Raw genomic sequence first — 18,402 nt, 5'->3', positions numbered from 1 at the left:
ATGTTAATTCAAGGGGCTCAAATTTGCTGAAGTCGACGTCATCTGCTTCTTTTTATTATGATGAGACATCCATTTCATTTAGCCCCTTCGTCTCTTGCCAAGTTCCACAACCCTCAGTCCAGTAAATTGTTGGAAGTGCAAACACTTTGCCACCAGCTGGGATCCCAAAATGCCATACAGCTGCAAGTTGTTGGGATTCAAGTCACAAGTCTTGCCCAGCATTCAAGTGATGAACTCAGACGGACGCCCATGCTTTGGCTTCGACCCCAAGCCAGTCAATGCAGCCAAGACCTAATTGGCGCTTTACGCTTGTAACTTGATGAACACCAACATAGGCTTTCTGGATCAAGGCACTCCGCACATTGTTGTCTTGGGTGCTGGTGCCATTGGCGGTTACATCGGAGGCTGCTTGGCAGTTGCAGGCGCTAACGTCAGCTTCTTGGGTCGCACTAAGATGCTTGACATCGTGAAGACCCACGGGTACAGATTGACAGATTTATACGGACGTCATTCCAAGCTCGCGCCCTCTGAAATTCATTTCACTACAGACGCCAAGGTATTGAAGCTGGCAGACTTTGTTTTGGTGGCTGTCAAAAGTCGTGACACGCTTGCAGCAGCCGAGTTGCTCCGTATGCATGCCAAACCGAATGTGACCATCATCAGCTTTCAAAATGGTGTTGGCAATGCAGAGGCATTGGCGAATCATTTGCCACAATTCAAGGTCGTTGCGGGGATGGTGCCTTTCAATGTCGTGACCTTGCCAAACGGACATTTACATTGTGGCACTGAGGGACAACTTTGCACGGAAAGCAACGCCGTCTTAAGCCCACTGAACACGTTCTTTGAAAAAGCAGGATTACCGTTGAAGCAATTTACAAACTTCAAAGAAATTCAATGGGGCAAATTGATTTTAAATTTGAACAACGCAGTCAATGCAATATCAGACCTACCTCTTAAAGAAGAGCTGTCTCAACACGCCTATCGCAAATGTTTAGCGCTCCTGATCAATGAAACTTTAACGGTCTTGGCGCAAGCAGGTATTCATCCGGCCAAAGTTTCAAAAGTATCAGCGCAGTTGTTGCCCTACATTTTGAGAACGCCCGACTTTGTATTCAAAAGATTGACCGCCAGCATGCTCAAAATTGATGAGAAGGCCAGATCTTCAATGTGGGAAGATTTGCAAAATCAAAGAACAACTGAAGTCACAGCCTTGAATGGGGCTGTGGTTGATTTGGCCAAGTCAATTGGCATAAGTGCACCACGCAATGCTCGGATGGTGGCTTTGATCCAACAAGCAGAGCAAGGCGAGTTTAAAGCACTCACAGGAAAAGATTTACTTCAAAACTTGACTTCGCCCCCATGACATTTGCAACTTGACGGTTCAATTTTGCCCTCACCAAACAAAAAGCCCCTTGCGGGGCTGTCTTGTTAATTTCAAAAGAGAAATTTGGAGGCGCGGGCCGGAGTCGAACCGACCTACACGGATTTGCAATCCGGTGCATAACCGCTTTGCTACCGCGCCATTTTTTGCGACAAAAAAGGGAAGCTGTTGCTTCCCTAAATTGCTGAAAGATATTGGCACATCTTTCAATGTTTGGAGCGGGATAAGAGGCTCGAACTCTCGACCTATACCTTGGCAAGGTATCGCTCTACCAACTGAGCTAATCCCGCATTTGCAATCAACTCAGCATTGTATGCCGCTTTGTCTGCGTTGAACGAATTGTAGCGCAATTTTTGCGGATTTTTAAAGTCCCCAAAAAAAATCTATCAATGTTTGACGGCCCCTTCTTTGGCCTCTGTTTTGGCATCGGCCGGGACAGGCGCAGAGGCAGCCACGGCCTCCTCTTCTGGGAGGGGTTCTGGCATCTTTTCCAGGGCTACTTCCAGCACTTTGTCGAGCCATTTCACAGGCACGATTTCAAGGCCGTTTTTGACATTTTCAGGAATGTCCTGCAAGTCTTTGACATTGTCCTCGGGGATCAGAACCGTCTTGATACCACCGCGAAGTGCAGCCAACAGTTTTTCTTTCAAACCACCAATGGCAGTCACTTCACCGCGCAACGTAATTTCACCCGTCATAGCCACATCGGCACGCACAGGAATACCCGTCATGGCAGACACCATGGCGGTGGTCATGGCAGCGCCAGCACTGGGGCCATCTTTGGGCGTTGCGCCATCGGGGACGTGGATGTGCAAGTCTTTTTTCTCAAAGACATCGTCCTTGATGCCCAGCATGCGTGCACGGCTTCTAACCACGGTACGCGCTGCTTCAACAGATTCTTTCATCACGTCACCCAAAGAGCCCGTGCGGGTGATCACACCCTTACCTGGCATGAGTGCGGCCTCGATGGTCAGCAAATCGCCACCCACTTCGGTCCAGGCCAAGCCAACCACTTGGCCCACTTGGTTCTGCGCCTCGGCACGGCCATAGGTGTATTTCTGCACACCCAAGAAATCGTTCAGATTGTCGGGGGTGACCAGCACCGGTGCAGTCATTTGTTTGAGCAACAAACTCTTGACCACCTTGCGGCAAATTTTGGAGAGCTCGCGCTCGAGAGAACGCACACCTGCTTCACGTGTGTAATAACGAACCACATCGCGCACAGCGGCATCGTTGACGCTCAGTTCTTCAGCCTTCACACCATTGTTTTTCATTTGCTTGGGCAGCAAATATTTGATGGCGATGCTGGTTTTTTCGTCTTCGGTGTAGCCAGACAAGCGAATCACTTCCATGCGGTCTAACAACGCAGATGGAATGTTCATCGAGTTGGAGGTGGCCACGAACATGACGTCGCTCAAATCAAAATCGACTTCAACGTAATGATCGCCAAAAGTGTGGTTCTGCTCGGGGTCCAACACCTCCAACAAAGCGCTAGAAGGGTCACCGCGGAAATCTGTGCCCAGTTTGTCGATCTCGTCGAGCAAGAACAAAGGATTGCGTGTGCCCACCTTGTTCAGGCTTTGAAGCACTTTGCCTGGCATGGCGCCAATGTAAGTGCGACGGTGACCGCGAATTTCGGCTTCGTCTCGCATGCCACCTAAGGCCATGCGCACGTACTTACGACCCGTCGCTTTGGCAATGGACTGACCCAAGGATGTTTTACCCACGCCAGGAGGGCCCACCAAGCAAAGAATAGGTGCTTTGACTTTGTCAACACGCTGCTGAACCGCCAGGTATTCCATGATGCGGTCTTTGACTTTTTCCAAACCGTAATGGTCTTCGTTCAACACCACTTCAGCATTGCCCAAGTCGTGTTTGATTTTGGTCTTCTTGCTCCAAGGCAATCCAGTGAGCACTTCAATGTAGTTGCGCACAACAGAAGCTTCGGCCGACATGGGCGACATCAGCTTGAGTTTCTTCAACTCGGCATCGGCCTTTTTGCGCGCTTCTGCGGGCATTTTGGCAGCTTTGATTTTCTTTTCGATCTCTTCGATGTCGGCGCCCTCTTCGCCTTCACCGAGTTCTTTTTGAATGGCCTTGACTTGCTCGTTCAAATAGAAATCGCGCTGATTCTTTTCCATCTGGCGCTTCACGCGGCCACGAATTTTTTTATCAACATTCAGGATGTCAACTTCACGCTCAAGTTGTGTGAAAAGATTTTCCAAACGATCGCGGATGCTGGCCAAGTCGAGCACCACTTGCTTGTTTTCTAACTTGAGTGGCAAGTGCGCCGCAATGGTGTCAGCCAGACGACCGGGTTCATCAATGCTCGAGATCGATGTCAAAATTTCTGGCGGAATCTTTTTGTTCAGTTTGACGTACTGGTCAAACTGCTGCATGACCGCGCGGCGCAGGGCCTCAATTTCGCTGCTTTGCTCGGCCTTTTCAACAGCGGCTTCAACCGGCATGACCGTGGCCACGAAATGCGCTTCACCATCGGCGATGGATTGCACCTTGGCACGCTGCTGACCTTCCACCAACACCTTCACGGTGCCGTCAGGCAGCTTGAGCATCTGCAAGATGGTGGAGACACAACCGACTTCAAACATGTCGGTGGCTTCAGGCTCATCTTTGGCCGCTGTTTTTTGCGCCACCAGCATGATGCGGCGGTCGGTGAGCATGGCGCTCTCGAGCGCCTTGATGCTTTTGGGACGGCCCACAAAAAGTGGAATGACCATGTGCGGAAAGACCACGACATCGCGCAAAGGCAACATCGGCAGGTCGAGCAATTCGGCGGGGAGTGGTGTATGTCCAGACATGAGATTCCCTAAGTTATTGGGGATAGATGGCCCCTGAATTTTCAATTTCAAGCCCAAGTGATGTAGGGGTATTCATTGGATTTCAGGGGGTGGGCTGGAAAAAATTCAAGCTTGTTTGGCCGACTCTCGGTAGACCAACAAAGGAACATGGTTTTCTTCGATGGTGGACGCATCCACCACCACTTTTTCGACATTGCTGGCATTGGGCAATTCGAACATGGTGTCGATGAGGGCTTGCTCCAAAATGGAACGCAAGCCACGCGCACCGGTTTTTCGGGCCAGTGCTTTTTTGGCAATAGCGTGCAAAGCTTCGGGGCGAATTTCGAGTTCGACGCCTTCCATGTTGAGCAACTGGCCAAATTGTTTGACCAACGCATTTTTGGGTTCGGTCAAAATTTGAACCAGCGCTTCTTCAGTGAGTTCGGCCAAGGTGGCCACCACAGGCATACGGCCTACCAGTTCGGGAATAAGGCCGAACTTGATCAAATCTTCCGGTTCAACTTCTGTGAAGACTTCGGTCAGTGAGCGTTGCTTTTTACTTTTGACAACGGCGCCAAAACCAATGCCAGAGGCCTCGGTACGATTTTCAATGACCTTCTCCAAGCCCGCAAACGCGCCACCACAAATGAACAAAATGTTGGTGGTGTCAATTTGCAAGAAGTCTTGGTTGGGATGCTTGCGGCCGCCTTGGGGTGGCACGCTGGCCATGGTGCCTTCAATGAGCTTGAGCAAGGCTTGCTGAACACCCTCACCTGACACGTCGCGCGTGATGGAGGGGTTGTCAGACTTGCGTGTGATTTTGTCGATCTCGTCGATGTACACAATGCCGCGCTGTGCACGCTCAACGTCGTAGTTGCAGCTTTGCAGCAACTTGGAAACAATGTTCTCAACGTCTTCACCCACATAACCGGCTTCAGTCAAAGTGGTGGCATCGGCCATGACAAAAGGCACATCGAGCATGCGCGCCAAAGTCTGGGCCAACAAAGTTTTGCCAGACCCAGTGGGGCCAATCAGCAAGATGTTGCTCTTTGCCAATTCGACGTCTTCTTTTTTGGCGCCTTCTTTGTGCTTCAAACGCTTGTAGTGGTTGTACACAGCCACCGCCAAAGTTCGCTTGGCTTTTTCTTGACCGATGACGTAGTTGTCCAAATTGGACTTGATGTCCAAAGGTGTGGGCAATCCGTTTTTGGTGTCTTTGGCAATTTCGGTAGCGGGCAATTCATCACGGATGATGTCATTGCACAAGTCGATGCACTCGTCGCAAATGAAGACCGAAGGGCCTGCGATGAGCTTCTTGACCTCGTGCTGGCTTTTGCCGCAGAAGGAGCAATACAAATTCTTTTCGGTAACCGAGCCTTTTTTATCGGCCATAAACGACGCCTTGTGGTTCTATTTTCCCAATGATAACGAAAGAAAAACGGCGCTCTCCCAGAATGGGGGCGCCGTCTTCAAAAAACAGGGCTGAAACCTCAATTTCCACCCTGTTGTGTTGCGTCTCAGGGACGTTTTGCGATCACTTGGTCGATCAGACCGTAATCTTTGGCCTCATCGGCGGACAAATAGTAGTCACGCTCAGTGTCCAATTGGATCTTTTCGAGGGGTTGGCCCGTATTTTCGGCCAGGATGCGGTTCAACTGCTCACGGGTTTTGAGGATTTCACGGGCGTGAATCTCAATTTCGGTAGCCTGACCCCGCGCACCGCCCAAAGGCTGGTGAATCATGACTTTGGAATTGGGCAAGGAGAAACGCTTGCCTTTAGCGCCAGCGGACAACAAGAACGCGCCCATGCTGGCAGCCATGCCCGTGCACAAAGTGGACACATCGGGTTTGATGAAGTTCATGGTGTCGTAGATGGCCATGCCAGCACTGACTGAACCGCCAGGCGAATTGATGTAGAACGAAATGTCCTTTTCAGGATTTTCGCTCTCCAAAAACAACAACTGAGCCACCACAGAATTGGCGGTGTAGTCGTTGACCTCACCCACCAAGAAAATCACACGCTCTTTGAGCAAGCGGGAGTAAATGTCATAAGCGCGTTCGCCGCGTCCTGACGTTTCGATCACCATGGGCACATTGCCCAAAGCTTGAATGTCGAGTGAGTTCATGGTGTTTCCAAACTGCAAAGGGTTCAAAGTGATCAGGCTTGTTGGCCCATCAATTCGTCGAAGGTGATGGCTTTTTCAGTCACTTTGGCTTTAGACAAAATGAAGTCGGAGACATTGGACTCAATGACCACAGCTTCAATTTCAGCCATGCGCTGATTGTCGCCATAGTACCAACGCACCACGTCTTCGGGACGCTCGTAGCTAGAAGCCAGTTCTTCAATGTGGGCTTTGATTTGCGCTTCTGTTGCGTTCAAGGTGTTGGCCTTGACCAACTCGGCCACGACCAAGCCCAAACGCACGCGGCTTTCGGCTTGAGGACGGAAGATATCGTCAGGGATTGGGGCTTTGTCGGCGTCTTTGATGCCACGTTGCTTGAGATCGGCACGTGCGCCGTCTTTCAAACGCTCAATTTCGTTTTGCACCACAGATTGGGGCAAGTCGAGCTCGGCTTTTTCAACCAGTGCATTCATGGCGGCTTGTTTGTTGCGACCTTGCAAGCGGAATTTCACTTCGCGCTCGAGGTTTTTGCGAATGTCAGTGCGCAGGCCTTCAACGGAGGCGTCTGCAATGCCCAAAGACTTGGCCAAGGCTTCGTTCACTTCGGGCAAGTGGGCTGCTTCAATTTTCTTCACAGTAACCAAGAAGTCGGCTGTTTTGCCGGCCACGTCTTGACCGTGGTAGTCGGCTGGGAAGGCCAATGGAAAGGTTTTGCTTTCGCCATTTTTCATGCCGCGAACAGCTTCTTCGAATTCTTTCAACATTTGGCCTTCGCCAACCAAGAATTGGAAGTCTTCGGCTTTGCCGCCAGAGAACACCTCACCGTCAATTTTGCCTTCAAAGTCAACCGTCACACGGTCGCCGTCGACTGCTGCTTCAGTAGCAGGACGCTGAGAAAAAGTGCGGCGCTGCTTGCGCAAGATGTCGACGGTTTTGTCGATGGCTTCTTCGGTCACTTCAGCGCTGAGTTTTTCAACTGTGGCCGTGCTCAGGTCGCCCAATTTAACTTCGGGATACACCTCGAAAATGGCTTCAAAAGACAATTCACCTTCGGGCGCGCCTTCTTTTTCAGAAATGCGGGGCTGGCCAGCAACGCGCACTTTGGCTTCGTTGGCGGCAATGGCAAACGCCTCGCCCACTTTGTCGTTCATCACTTCGTACTGGACTGAGTAACCGTAACGTTGTGCCACCACATTCATGGGCACTTTGCCTGGACGGAAACCGTCCATCTTGACGGTGCGTGCCAATTTTTTCAAACGTGCATCGACTTCAGATTGGATTGCAGTCACAGGCAGTGACAGGGTCATTTTGCGTTCCAATTTTTCCAATGTTTCTACAGTAACTGCCATGGTCTTCTCTTTTAGTAAGTGGTGCGCGGGGCGGGACTCGAACCCGCACAGTATTGCTACCGTCAGGACCTAAACCTGGTGCGTCTACCAATTTCGCCACCCGCGCGGGTCCCATCGATATGGGTTGAATCGGTCAACCTTCTATTTTAACCATGGAAGTGGGGGCTTCGAGGTTGAAGCCCCCAAGTCAAGGCCTGCTTTAGGCGGATTTGGCAGGGGGCGAAACCTTGAACCAAGCCGCATACATGGCCGGTAAAGCCAGCAAGGTCAGGGCTGTGGCCACAATGAGGCCGCCCATGATGGCAACGGCCATGGGCCCCCAAAACACGCTTCTGGACAAGGGAATCATGGCCAAAACAGCCGCCGCTGCGGTAAGCACGATGGGGCGCAAACGTCTGACGGCGGATTCCACGATGGCCTCCCAAGCTGGCACGCCCGCGGCACGGTCCTGCTCAATTTGGTCGATCAAGATGACCGAATTGCGCTGAATCATGCCCATCAGGGCAATCACGCCCAGCAAAGCAACAAAGCCAAAAGGACGATCAAGCACCAGCAAGGCCCCCGCCACGCCCGCCATACCCAAGGGGCCGGTGAGGAACACCAACAAAGCACGACTGAAACTTTGCAACTGCAACATCAAGAGCGTGAAGGTAACAAAGAGCATCAAGGGCATGCCAGCAGCAATGGAAGCAGATCCTTTGGAACTCTCCTCCACAGCACCCGCGACCTCAATGCGATAGTCATTGAACCCTGCGTCGTGCCATGCGGCTTCAATCTTTTTGAGTTCGGGCAGCAATTGGTTGGTAACAGTGGCACCCTGAATGCCTTCAATCAGGTCGGCATTGACGGTGATAGCGTAGTTGCGACCTTCACGCCACATGACGCCGGGTTCCCAATTGAACACAGGCTTGGCGATTTGCATCAAGGGGATGGATTTGCCCGTTGCAGTCGGCACATAAGCGCCAGCCAAATCGGTGATGGCATCACGCTCGGACTGCGGTTGTCGCAACACGATGTCGATCAATTTGTCACCATCACGGTACTGACCCACCGTAGATCCGGAAGCCATGGTGCGCGACGCTTGCGCAATGGATTGACTGGTCACACCCAATGCACGTGCTTTGGCTTGATCAACTTCCAAACGGATGACCTTGATCGATTCGTTCCAGTTGTCGTTCACGCCGCGCGTGTTGGGATTGGCGCGCATGGTGGCCTTGACTTCGTCGGCCTTCAAGCGCAGGGCCAAAGGATCGGCACCCACCACCCGGAATTGAACGGGGTAAGGCACTGGCGGTCCATTAGGCAACAGCTTCACGCGGCCGCGAACCTCTGGGAACTCGGTGGCCAACAAAGCTGGCAGTTTGATGCGCAGTGATTCACGCACTTTCAAATCTTTGGGCAGCACAATCAACTGTGACACATTGGACTGGGGGAACACCTGGTCCAAGGGCAGGTAAAAGCGCGGCACACCAGAACCGACCCATGTACTGACGGACGTGACACCCTCCTCCGCCATCAAACGCTTTTCAATGCGCTTTGAAACTTCATCACTGGCTGCAAAACTGGAACCCTCGGGCAACCAAACATCCACCATGATTTCAGGGCGACTTGAGTCTGGGAAAAACTGCTGCTGCACTTTGCCCATGCCCACAATGCCCAACACAAACAAGGCCAAGGTAATAGCGATGGTTTTCCATTTGTTGAACACACACCAAGTGACAGCAGTTCGGAATTTTTTGTAAAAAGGCGTGTCAAACATTTCATGGACGACAGCTTCGCCAGATTCAGCCACATGCGGCGGCGCCTTCAACAACAAGGTCCCCAAATAAGGAACAAAGTAAACGGAGGCAACCCAACTGATCAGCAAAGCAATGACTGTGACAGCAAAGATGGCAAAGGTGTATTCACCCGTCATGGACTTGGCCAATCCGATGGGCAAGAAACCGGCTGCCGTGATCAAGGTGCCCGTGAGCATGGGCATGGCCGTGAGCTCGTATGCAAAGGTGGCCGAGCGAACTTTGTCATAGCCCTCTTCCATTTTGCGAACCATCATTTCAACGGCAATGATGGCATCGTCTACCAACAAACCCAAGGCGATGATGAGCGAACCCAGCGAAATTTTGTGGAGGCCAATGTTGAAGTAGTCCATGGCCAAAAACGTAACCGCTAACACCAAGGGAATGGTGATGCCCACCACCAAACCGGGTCGAATGTCCAAAGTCCAACGGCGCCACAAAGGATGAATGCCCGGACGCTTGTGCAAACCCAGTGACAAGAAACTCACAGCCAACACAATGGCTACGGCCTCCACCAAAGTTTGCAAGAACTCATTCACAGACTTTGACACTGCTTTGGGTTGGTCTTGCACTTGAATCAGCTTCACACCTGCGGGCAAGGTGGCCTCAATGTTTTGTGCGCTGGCCTTGAGTGCTTTGCCCAATTGAATGATGTCGCCCCCTTTGGCCATCGACACACCCAGGCCAATGACCTGCTCGCCGTTGTGTCGCACTTTGACGGAAGGTGGATCGATGTAGTCTTGTTTGACTGTGCCCAAATCAGACAATTTGATTTGCTGGCCAGAAGCACCGCGAATGGGCATTTGCCTTAAGGCCTCGAGGCTGTTGAACTGGCCATTGACACGCAACTGAATGGCATCTTTAGGCAAATTCAACGTGCCTGCAGATTCCACCGCGTTTTGTTGACCCAACTGTGCGATGACGGCGCCCATGTCGAGGCCCATCGCTGCCAATTTCTTTTGCGAAATTTCAACGAATACTTTTTCGTCTTGCACGCCAAACAATTCGACCTTGGCAACGTCTTGAACGCGCAAGATCTTTTGACGCACATCGTCAGCAAACTTTTTCACTTCAGCGGGCGTAAAGCCCTCGGCTTGCAATGCATAAATGACGCCATACACATCGCCAAAATCATCCACGAAGAAGGGCCCGACCACACCCGAAGGCAAGCTGCTGCGCATGTCGCCAATTTTCTTGCGGACGGTGTACCAAACATTGGCCACTTCGGCTGGCTTGGAATAGTCTTTGATTTGAAAAATGATTTGCGATTCACCCGGCTTGGAATAGCTGCGAATCTTGTCGGCATAGGGTACTTCTTGAAGCGTTCGCTCCAATTTGTCAGTGACTTGTTCAGCCACTTGCTGCGCTGTGGCACCGGGCCAATAGGCGCGAACGACCATGACGCGGAAGGTGAACGGTGGATCTTCGTCTTGACCTAAGTTGAAGAAAGCAAAGATGCCCAAAAGCATCAACACCAACATCAAATAACGAGTGAGCGCCGGATGGTCCAGCGCCCATTTGGACAGGTTGAAACCTGCTTTGGGTTCGGTACGCATGGTTTATTTGCTCGCAGGTGGCGTGAGGGCTTCGGGGTTGTAAACCGTGACTTTTTGACCCGGCGACAAAACATGCACACCGGCACTCACAATTTGTTGACCTGGCTTGAGGCCGGAGGCGATCACCACGTCATTGCCATCGGCCGTGGCCACTTGAACCACTTGCGATGAGACCGTGCTACTTGCTGAATCAAACAACCATACCGTGGTTTGCTGACCCTCCTGACGCAAGGCACTGGTGGGTACCTTGATGACATTGGCTTGACTACCCGCCAATTGCGGCGCATGGACATTCAAGGTGATGCCCAAGGGCAAGGCTTCGGCTTTTTCCAAGCCCAATTTGACTGTGAAAGTGCGCGTTGCAGGATCGGCACTGGCACCAATTTCACGCACTTGGCCTTGGACGGTTTGATTGCCGTTGCCAACAGTCGCGGTCATTTTTTGACCCAACTTCAAGCGCCCCACCACATGTTCTGGCACCGCAAAGACGGCATCGCGGGGGCCATCTTGTGCAAAGCGGACCACTGGCTGGCCAGCAGAGACGACTTGGCCGGGTTCAGCTTCCACCCCCGTAATGACGCCAGATGAAGTGGCCAACAATTTGGCATAGCTCGCTTGATTGCTTTGAGACTGTGCTTGGGCCAAGGCTTGATCAAGCGTTGCTTGTGCAGCCTTGAGTGTTGCAGAGCGACGCTCTAATTCGGCCGCACTGATGAAATTTTGCGCCAACAAGGCTTCGTAGCGCTTGAAGTCTGCAGCTGCTAAATCGCGTTGGGACCGAGCGCCAATGACTTGTGCTTGAGCAGCCTGCGCGGCCAAAGCGTAATCTTGCACATCAACCTCAGCCAAAACTTGGCCCGCTTGAACGCGTTGTCCTGCCTCGGCTTGGCGTACCAGAATTTTGCCCCCGACGCGAAAGCTCAAGCGGCTTTCAACCCGTGCTTTGACTTCTGCCGCGTATTCACCCTGCACATTCAAATCCGATGCACCCACAGCGATCAATTTCACGGAACGAATAGGTTCAGGTGTTTCCTTTTTGCCTGAACACGCGCCCAGCGCCATCAAAGCGCTCAGAACTCCCACGAGTCCAATGCGTCTACCTGAAAGGAATGTCTTGAATGTTGCTGGCCAAATGTGGCGCACAAAGAGGTGTGGCATGGTGATCCAAAATTAATGACTGACTGGTTAGTAATTTAGGGTAATCCATGAGGCTTGTCAAGCGAAAATGCTTGGATTCATGACACCTCATCCAGGCCATCCAACCACTGTTCAGCCGCTTCCGGTGACCCACCCCGAAAACTTTCCGGTGGCGTCTTGGTTGTGCCCGCCTACCCTGCGTCCCGCCATTGCAGCCATTTATGCATTTGCGCGCGCAGCCGATGACATTGCCGACGAAGGAGAGATGCCTGCCGCAGAGAGACTGGCGCTGCTTCAAGCGTTTCGTCATGCATTGCAGCATCCGGCGCAGGCCGCCCACTTCCACCCAGAAATTTTTGAACCGCTTCATCAAGTCATCACCTTGAAGGCTTTGCCAGTGGGCTTGTTGGATGATTTGCTGAAAGCCTTTGAGCAAGATGTGACAGCCAGTGCAAATGCTTCGACCTATGCAGACATGAATGACTTGCTGAGCTATTGCAAACTGTCAGCCAACCCCGTTGGCCGCCTGCTTCTGCATTTGTATGGCGTTCAAGATGAGGCGTCTCTTGCGCAGAGCGATGCCATTTGCAGTGCACTTCAATTGATCAATTTCTGGCAAGACTTAAGCGAAGACATTCCGCGAGGTCGCTATTACTTGCCGCAAGATCAGGCCGCCAAGCTGTCCAACTCAGAGCTGCTTGAATTCCTTTGCCAGCACGCACATCAACTGATGATGTCGGGCACACCCTTGGTCCACAAGGTACCAGGTCGCGCGGGTTGGGAGCTTCGCTTGGTCGTACAAGGCGGCATGCGCATCTTAGAAAAAGTGAGGCAACTTGGCCCCCGTGCCCTGCACTCGCGGCCGCGTCTGCGCCCTTGGGATCTTCCCTTGATGTTGTGGCGCAGCCTCTGGATGTAGGCCAGACAGTGGGAGAATCGAAAACCATGACACCCCAAGAGTACGTCCAACAAAAAGCCGCCAGCTCGGGCAGCAGTTTTTATTACGCTTTTCTTTTCCTGCCCACCGAACGTCGAGCTGCCATCACAGCTTTCTATGCGTTTTGCCGAGAAGTAGACGATGTGGTGGATGAAATCTCTGACCCTAGCGTAGCCCAAAGCACCTTGGCATGGTGGCAAAAAGAAGTGGTTCAGGCTTTCGAGGGCAACCCAACGCATCCTGTCATGCATGCCTTGATGCCGCACGTGAAAGCCTATGGCATTGAATCGCATCATTTGTTGTCCGTGATTGAAGGTTGCCAAATGGACCTGACCCAAACACGCTATTTGGACTACCCGGGCTTGCAACGCTATTGCCACTTGGTGGCGGGTGTGGTGGGCGAAGTGGCCGCCAAAATTTTTGGCCAAACCGACCCAGCGACCACGCAATATGCACACACCTTGGGCTTGGCATTTCAATTGACCAACATCTTGCGTGATGTCGGCGAAGACGCATTGCGCGGCCGCATTTATTTGCCCATCGATGAACTCAAACAGTTTGACGTCAAGGCGCAAGACCTGATGCAACGTCAATACTCAGAGCGTTTCACAGCCCTCATGAAATTCCAAGCGGCCCGTGCGCACCGCTTGTACGACGAAGCCTTTGAGCTCTTACCAGAAGCAGACAAACGCGCGCAAAAACCTGGTCTCATGATGGCCAGCATTTACCGCACCTTGTTGCGCGAGATCGAAGCCGACAACTTTCAAGTGTTGCACCAACGCGTTTCACTCACGCCTTTGCGAAAGCTCTGGCTGGCCTGGAAAGTCCAAGCGCTGGGACGGCTTTGAAAACTACTCGCAAGATTGCGGTCGTTGGCGCAGGCTGGGCAGGATTGGCTGCGGCCATCACAGCCACACACCAAGGCCATCAGGTCAGCTTGCTCGAGGCCAGCCGCCATTGGGGTGGCCGCGCCCGTGCCTTGCCACCCGTCCAAACAGATGCGCCCACTTTGGACAATGGCCAGCACATTCTGATTGGCGCTTACGCGCAAACCTTGAAGCTGATGCAAACGGTGGGCGTCGACATTGAGCAGGCCCTGTGGCGAATGCCACTCAAGTTGCAAGACTTGAACGGCAATGGTTTGTCACTTCCCGATGCGCCCTATCCTTTGAATCTTTTGTGGGGCATCGCCAATGCCAAGGGATGGGACTTGACAGACAAGTTCTCACTGGTGACAACCGCATGGCGTTGGCAACGCATGAAATTTGAATGCAGTGAGGCCCTCACTGTGCGCGATGTGTGTCAAGGTTTGTCGCCTGCCGTTTGGCGTGACTTGATTGAGCCCTTGTGTGTCTCGGCTTTGAACACCCCTGCACAGCAGGCCAGCGGCACTGTGTTTTTGCGCGTCTTGAAGGACGCCGTGTTTGGCCCCCCTGGCAGCGCAGACCTTCTTTTACCTCGACAAGACTTAGGCCAGATCTTTCCGCACGCAGCCATTCGCTGGCTTGAGGCGCGTCACGCCAAGTGCCAACTTGGCTCGCGCGTTGAAGGGCTTTCAATCGACAAGACAGGCAACGGACGCTGGCAAATTTTGGATGAAATTTTTGATCATGTGGTGCTAGCAACACCTGCATGGGATGCAGCGCATTTGATGGCCTCCCTGAACCCTGCTTGGTCGCAAACCGCCAGCGCACTAAGGCACGAAGCCATTGCCACGGTCTACATTCAGATGCCAGTCGATTTCAAATTGCCTCAGCCCATGCTGTCTTTGCCATCTAGCAAAGAAGCGCCAGCGCAGTTTGTCTTTGATCGTGGGCAAATGATGTTGCAAGGCAACACGCCAGGATTGCTCGCCTTCGTGGTCAGCGCCGCAGAAACGTCCAAGCAAACATTGGAAGCCAACGTGTTGCAACAAGCGCTGGGTTTACTCAACCGATTGCGCCCAGGACCAGACAACTTGAGCGCAATGCAAGTGCTGCAAACAGTGATTGAAAAACGGGCAACCTTTGCCTGCACACCTCAGTTGCGCAGGCCCAGTGCTCATCCGGTCCAAGGTTTAAGTGTGTGCGGTGATTACGTGGCGGGCCCTTACCCTGCAACCCTGGAGGGCGCCATTTTATCTGGCATTGCCGCGGGCCAACAGGCAGCGCAACCTAGCGAGGCTTAAGCCAATTTTCGAGACGCTGCAAATCCAGGCCTGCCCACACAAGCATCTAACCAGGTTTTGACTGTGGGAAATTCAGTCATCAACAGCTCGGATGACTTGGCCCAAACCAACACACTGGCCATACACAAATCCGCTACTGTAAAACGCTGACCCGACACGTAATGCGCCCCCGCCTTGGCTTGTGATTTCAAATGCGCCTCCAGCACTCGGCAAGGCACACGCAGCCTTTGCTCTGCAGCGTCGGCCAAATCGGGTTTGCGTTGCTCGGCGGGCATGGCCAAGCGGTGCATCAAGACGGTCAACGCATCCTTCTCCACTTCGGTCACGGTCCAAAAACTCCAGCGCAAGGCATCGGCTTCTTCTTGTGCGTTGGCTGGGGTGATGGACTGCCCATCGGCTTCGCCATGAACCTTGGCAAGGTACAAAGCACACGCCATGCTTTCCCATACGGTGACTTTGCCTTCAGGTCGCAAGTCTTCAATGACGGGAATGTGACCGTTCGGATTGAGTGCCAAAAATTCGGGTGTGCGCGTAGCACCGCCCTGATAGGGCACGGACACATGTTCGAAGGTCAAACCCAATTCTGCTGCCGCCCACAAAGGCCGCACTGCGCGTGACGCGCCAATGCCATAAATCTTCAATGTCATGTATTGCTCCTGTTGTCTTTTGAAATTGGTTTTTCAGACGGGCCAAGACTCGCACAAAGCCTTCAAACTGATCACCGTGAACGGCGCAGGATGAACGTCGTGAGTCCAAGGTTTTTCTTCCCGATTCACCCACACGGCTTGCAGGCCCGCACGTTGGGCGGCCAAAACGTCCAAATGAGGATCATCACCAATGTGAAGCACTTCATCGGGCAAGACACCCAAAGCCTGTGCGCCTGCATGAAACATTTGGGGATCGGGCTTGCCGACGCCCAAGTTAATGGGATTGAACGCAGCTTTGAAGTAAGCGGCAAGACCCACTTTTTGGATGTCTGCATTGCCGTTGGACAAAGCCACCATCGGAAACTTGGCATTTAAAAACTGCAGCGCAGGGAGTGCATCGTCAAAAAAAACCACCTTTTGACGTGCTTCAAAAAACACCTCAAACGCTGGCTCGGCCAAGTTGGGGTCTTCGCCGGCCCTTTGCAGCAACACGCGGATGGCTTCGCGGCGCAATGCCGACAGGTCATTGCCAAGGTCGGGCCGCAAGGCTGGCATCTCTTCACGAATTTGCCGCTGATAGCCCGGAATGGCGCACAAGGGGACTGTGAGGGGGGCTTTTTCGGCCAGCCATTGGGCCAGCTTCTCCTCGGCCCGGCCAATCGTGGGCCAAACGGGCCATAAAGTGTCATCTAAATCAAGGGAGATGGCTTTAATTTTTGAAAAGTCGATCATGGTGGGAGAGAATAACGCATGGCTTTCCAAAAAGAACCCCCTTTTCAACACGGACAATCTGCAAAAACAGCCGTGTTGTACTGCAACCTCGGTACACCCGCTGAACCCTCCGCACCCGCATTGCGCCAATATTTGGCCCAATTTTTGGGTGATGCACGCGTAGTCGAAATTCCAAAGGCCATTTGGTGGCTCATCTTGCACGGCATCATTTTGCGTGTGCGCCCCGCCAAATCAGCAGCCAAATATGCAAGCATCTGGACCACCGAAGGCTCCCCGCTTCGCGTTTGGACAGACAAACAAGCACAAGGTTTGGCTGAAAAACTCAAGCAACGTGGCCATGATGTGCTGGTGAAATACGCCATGACCTATGGCCAGCCCAGTGTTGCTTCGCAAATTGACGCGCTCCGCCTTGAGGGTGTCACACGCATTTTGATCGTTCCGGCTTACCCTCAGTACAGCGGCACCACCACGGCACCCGTTTTTGATGCGGTGTATCGATGGGGCCTGACCACCCGCAATTTACCCGAGTTTCGGTTTGTGAACCGTTACCACGATGACGCAGGCTACATCCAGGCTTTGGCCACACGCATCCAAAAACACTGGGCAGCGCATGGCAAAGCAGATCAGCTGGTGATGAGCTTCCACGGCGTGCCCGAACGCACCTTGCAATTGGGAGACCCCTACCACTGCGAATGTTACAAAACGGGTCGCTTGTTGGCTGAAAAATTAGGTCTCGACAAAACACAATACAAAGTGACTTTCCAATCACGTTTTGGCAAGGCCAAGTGGTTGGAGCCCTACACCGAGCCAACCCTCATTGCCATGGCACAAGCAGGCATGCAAAGTGTCGATGTGGTGTGCCCAGGCTTTACAGGTGATTGTTTAGAGACCCTGGAAGAAATCAGCATGGAAGCCCGAGAGGCCTTTTTGCATGCAGGCGGCAAAACATTCAACTACATCCCTTGCTTAAACGATGAGCCCACTTGGATGGATGCCTTGGCCAACATCAGCGAGCAACACTTGCAAGGTTGGCCCACATCGGCTCAAGCTATCAGTGCGCAGGCCGCCGCTTTAGCGAATTCTCGCCAGCTGGCCTTGGCGCTTGGCGCCAAAGACTAAGCCATTCCTTCAGGCGATCTGGTGGCTTGGCTTAGGCCTTCAAAAGGCCCATGGCCACCAAGTCACGCCGCACTTGGGCCGGCTCATCAAAGCGCAAGCCCGTCCAACCATGGGCATGCGCAGCGTCGATGTTGTGCTGAACATCGTCAATGAACACAGTCTCTTTGCCTGACACCTTAAAGCGCTCATTGGCGCTTTGAAAAATAGGCAATTGCGGTTTGATTTGCTGAATGCGCGCCGAAAAAATGCCATCCGAAAAATGTCGGAAAAAATCATTTGAACGTTCTAAATGATCCGCATAAGTCGCTGGCATGTTGGACAAAAAGTAAAGCGGATGTCCCGCTGCTTTCAAATCGGAAATGATGTCTACGGTGCCCACTTGCGGCACCATGTGCGGTGGAATGCTGGCAATCAATAAATGCATATCGGCTTCGGGAATGCCCACACGTTTTGAAATTTTGGCAGCCAAAGCATCGGGCTCAATGAGGCCCAAATCAAACTGCGCCCAATCGCTCAGCGGGTTGAAACTTTCAAAAATCTGATCGGCCCATTGTTTGGCAGCCACTTCATTGGGGGCACGTTCCGGGAATATATTTTGCAACAGCTCAAGGGGTTTCCATTTGAAAACCACGCCGCCAAGGTCAAACACAATCGCCATGA

15 protein-coding genes and 3 tRNA genes are annotated in these 18,402 nt (G+C 52.6%); 6 read left to right on the top strand and 12 right to left on the bottom strand.

The annotated features are described in order from the left end of the window. Positions 1 to 169: 169 nt before the first annotated feature. Together B9Z46_RS15295 and B9Z46_RS07535 are read left to right on the top strand one after the other, a co-directional pair. The gene (locus tag B9Z46_RS15295) at positions 170 to 295 is read left to right on the top strand and encodes a hypothetical protein (RefSeq protein WP_255416920.1); all 126 of its coding nucleotides are present in this window, start codon (positions 170 to 172) and stop codon (positions 293 to 295) included. A 24-nt stretch (positions 296 to 319) separates the two neighbouring features. After that, positions 320 to 1,363, top strand: coding sequence for a 2-dehydropantoate 2-reductase (locus tag B9Z46_RS07535; RefSeq protein WP_108255352.1), 1,044 nt, complete (start codon positions 320 to 322; stop codon positions 1,361 to 1,363). 85 nt (positions 1,364 to 1,448) lie between these two features. Here the strand turns inward: B9Z46_RS07535 and B9Z46_RS07530 are convergent. From B9Z46_RS07530 to B9Z46_RS07490, 9 genes are all read right to left on the bottom strand, one after another. Beyond that, positions 1,449 to 1,522: transfer RNA gene (locus tag B9Z46_RS07530), tRNA-Cys, on the bottom strand. Between the two features lie 73 nt (positions 1,523 to 1,595). Continuing rightward, a tRNA-Gly gene (locus tag B9Z46_RS07525) sits at positions 1,596 to 1,671 on the bottom strand. 96 nt (positions 1,672 to 1,767) lie between these two features. Further along, positions 1,768 to 4,200 (bottom strand): endopeptidase La, encoded by a 2,433-nt coding sequence (gene lon, locus B9Z46_RS07520; protein ID WP_108255350.1) that lies wholly within the window; start codon positions 4,198 to 4,200, stop codon positions 1,768 to 1,770. 105 nt (positions 4,201 to 4,305) lie between these two features. Continuing rightward, complete coding sequence (gene clpX, locus B9Z46_RS07515) at positions 4,306 to 5,571, bottom strand: ATP-dependent Clp protease ATP-binding subunit ClpX (RefSeq protein WP_055361098.1); 1,266 nt, start codon at positions 5,569 to 5,571, stop codon at positions 4,306 to 4,308. Positions 5,572 to 5,696: 125 nt separating this feature from the next. Then, positions 5,697 to 6,305 (bottom strand): ATP-dependent Clp endopeptidase proteolytic subunit ClpP, encoded by a 609-nt coding sequence (clpP, locus tag B9Z46_RS07510; RefSeq protein ID WP_055361099.1) that lies wholly within the window; start codon positions 6,303 to 6,305, stop codon positions 5,697 to 5,699. 32 nt (positions 6,306 to 6,337) lie between these two features. Further along, a complete protein-coding gene (tig, locus tag B9Z46_RS07505; protein ID WP_108255348.1) occupies positions 6,338 to 7,651 on the bottom strand; it encodes a trigger factor in 1,314 nt (437 codons plus the stop codon). A gap of 19 nt (positions 7,652 to 7,670) precedes the next feature. Beyond that, positions 7,671 to 7,757: transfer RNA gene (locus B9Z46_RS07500), tRNA-Leu, on the bottom strand. 93 nt (positions 7,758 to 7,850) lie between these two features. Further along, positions 7,851 to 11,003: an efflux RND transporter permease subunit gene (locus tag B9Z46_RS07495; RefSeq protein WP_108255346.1), complete on the bottom strand. Its 3,153-nt coding sequence runs from the start codon at positions 11,001 to 11,003 to the stop codon at positions 7,851 to 7,853. A 3-nt stretch (positions 11,004 to 11,006) separates the two neighbouring features. Next, positions 11,007 to 12,011 carry an efflux RND transporter periplasmic adaptor subunit gene (locus B9Z46_RS07490; protein ID WP_369907419.1) on the bottom strand — a complete coding sequence of 335 codons (1,005 nt, stop codon included), beginning with the start codon at positions 12,009 to 12,011 and terminating at the stop codon, positions 11,007 to 11,009. Positions 12,012 to 12,240: 229 nt separating this feature from the next. On the opposite strand from B9Z46_RS07490, the gene hpnC reads away from it, so the two are divergent. From hpnC to hpnE, 3 genes are read left to right on the top strand one after another with little or no spacing between them, the layout of a single operon-like run. Next, a complete protein-coding gene (gene hpnC / locus B9Z46_RS07485) occupies positions 12,241 to 13,059 on the top strand; it encodes a squalene synthase HpnC (RefSeq protein ID WP_108255812.1) in 819 nt (272 codons plus the stop codon). Positions 13,060 to 13,085: 26 nt separating this feature from the next. Then, a complete protein-coding gene (gene hpnD / locus B9Z46_RS07480; protein ID WP_055361103.1) occupies positions 13,086 to 13,925 on the top strand; it encodes a presqualene diphosphate synthase HpnD in 840 nt (279 codons plus the stop codon). Beyond that, positions 13,922 to 15,244 (top strand): hydroxysqualene dehydroxylase HpnE, encoded by a 1,323-nt coding sequence (gene hpnE / locus B9Z46_RS07475; RefSeq protein WP_108255342.1) that lies wholly within the window; start codon positions 13,922 to 13,924, stop codon positions 15,242 to 15,244. Before hpnD ends, hpnE begins: the two co-directional genes overlap by 4 nt. Here hpnE and B9Z46_RS07470 read toward each other — a convergent pair. Together B9Z46_RS07470 and B9Z46_RS07465 are read right to left on the bottom strand one after the other, a co-directional pair. After that, on the bottom strand, positions 15,241 to 15,891 hold the full coding sequence (locus B9Z46_RS07470) for a glutathione S-transferase family protein (RefSeq protein ID WP_108255340.1): 651 nt from the start codon (positions 15,889 to 15,891) through the stop codon (positions 15,241 to 15,243). The genes hpnE and B9Z46_RS07470 overlap by 4 nt on opposite strands. Before the next feature lie 33 nt (positions 15,892 to 15,924). Next, the gene (locus tag B9Z46_RS07465; RefSeq protein WP_108255338.1) at positions 15,925 to 16,623 is read right to left on the bottom strand and encodes an HAD family hydrolase; all 699 of its coding nucleotides are present in this window, start codon (positions 16,621 to 16,623) and stop codon (positions 15,925 to 15,927) included. Positions 16,624 to 16,641: 18 nt separating this feature from the next. Here B9Z46_RS07465 and hemH point away from each other — a divergent pair, with 18 nt between their 5' ends. Next, on the top strand, positions 16,642 to 17,742 hold the full coding sequence (hemH, locus tag B9Z46_RS07460) for a ferrochelatase (RefSeq protein ID WP_108255336.1): 1,101 nt from the start codon (positions 16,642 to 16,644) through the stop codon (positions 17,740 to 17,742). A gap of 31 nt (positions 17,743 to 17,773) precedes the next feature. On the opposite strand, the gene B9Z46_RS07455 is transcribed toward hemH, so the two are convergent. Then, positions 17,774 to 18,400, bottom strand: a complete 627-nt coding sequence (locus B9Z46_RS07455) for an HAD family phosphatase (protein ID WP_055361108.1) — start codon at positions 18,398 to 18,400, stop codon at positions 17,774 to 17,776. Positions 18,401 to 18,402: the final 2 nt, after the last annotated feature.

Origin of the sequence: Limnohabitans sp. Hippo4 (assembly GCF_003063605.1) — a bacterium.
Lineage (GTDB): Bacteria > Pseudomonadota > Gammaproteobacteria > Burkholderiales > Burkholderiaceae_C > Limnohabitans_A.
This window is presented reverse-complemented; position numbering and strand designations above follow the sequence as displayed.

What these genes read in the sequence shown, in the direction of transcription:
- B9Z46_RS15295 (WP_255416920.1), top strand. Translation starts at nt 170, where the DNA reads ATGCCATACAGCTGCAAGTTGTTGGGATTCAAGTCACAAGTCTTGCCC.
- B9Z46_RS07535 (WP_108255352.1), top strand. Translation starts at nt 320, where the DNA reads ATGAACACCAACATAGGCTTTCTGGATCAAGGCACTCCGCACATTGTT.
- lon (WP_108255350.1), bottom strand. Translation starts at nt 4,200, where the DNA reads ATGTCTGGACATACACCACTCCCCGCCGAATTGCTCGACCTGCCGATG.
- clpX (WP_055361098.1), bottom strand. Translation starts at nt 5,571, where the DNA reads ATGGCCGATAAAAAAGGCTCGGTTACCGAAAAGAATTTGTATTGCTCC.
- clpP (WP_055361099.1), bottom strand. Translation starts at nt 6,305, where the DNA reads ATGAACTCACTCGACATTCAAGCTTTGGGCAATGTGCCCATGGTGATC.
- tig (WP_108255348.1), bottom strand. Translation starts at nt 7,651, where the DNA reads ATGGCAGTTACTGTAGAAACATTGGAAAAATTGGAACGCAAAATGACC.
- B9Z46_RS07495 (WP_108255346.1), bottom strand. Translation starts at nt 11,003, where the DNA reads ATGCGTACCGAACCCAAAGCAGGTTTCAACCTGTCCAAATGGGCGCTG.
- hpnC (WP_108255812.1), top strand. Translation starts at nt 12,241, where the DNA reads ATGACACCTCATCCAGGCCATCCAACCACTGTTCAGCCGCTTCCGGTG.
- hpnD (WP_055361103.1), top strand. Translation starts at nt 13,086, where the DNA reads ATGACACCCCAAGAGTACGTCCAACAAAAAGCCGCCAGCTCGGGCAGC.
- B9Z46_RS07470 (WP_108255340.1), bottom strand. Translation starts at nt 15,891, where the DNA reads ATGACATTGAAGATTTATGGCATTGGCGCGTCACGCGCAGTGCGGCCT.
- B9Z46_RS07465 (WP_108255338.1), bottom strand. Translation starts at nt 16,623, where the DNA reads ATGATCGACTTTTCAAAAATTAAAGCCATCTCCCTTGATTTAGATGAC.
- hemH (WP_108255336.1), top strand. Translation starts at nt 16,642, where the DNA reads ATGGCTTTCCAAAAAGAACCCCCTTTTCAACACGGACAATCTGCAAAA.
- B9Z46_RS07455 (WP_055361108.1), bottom strand. Translation starts at nt 18,400, where the DNA reads ATGGCGATTGTGTTTGACCTTGGCGGCGTGGTTTTCAAATGGAAACCC.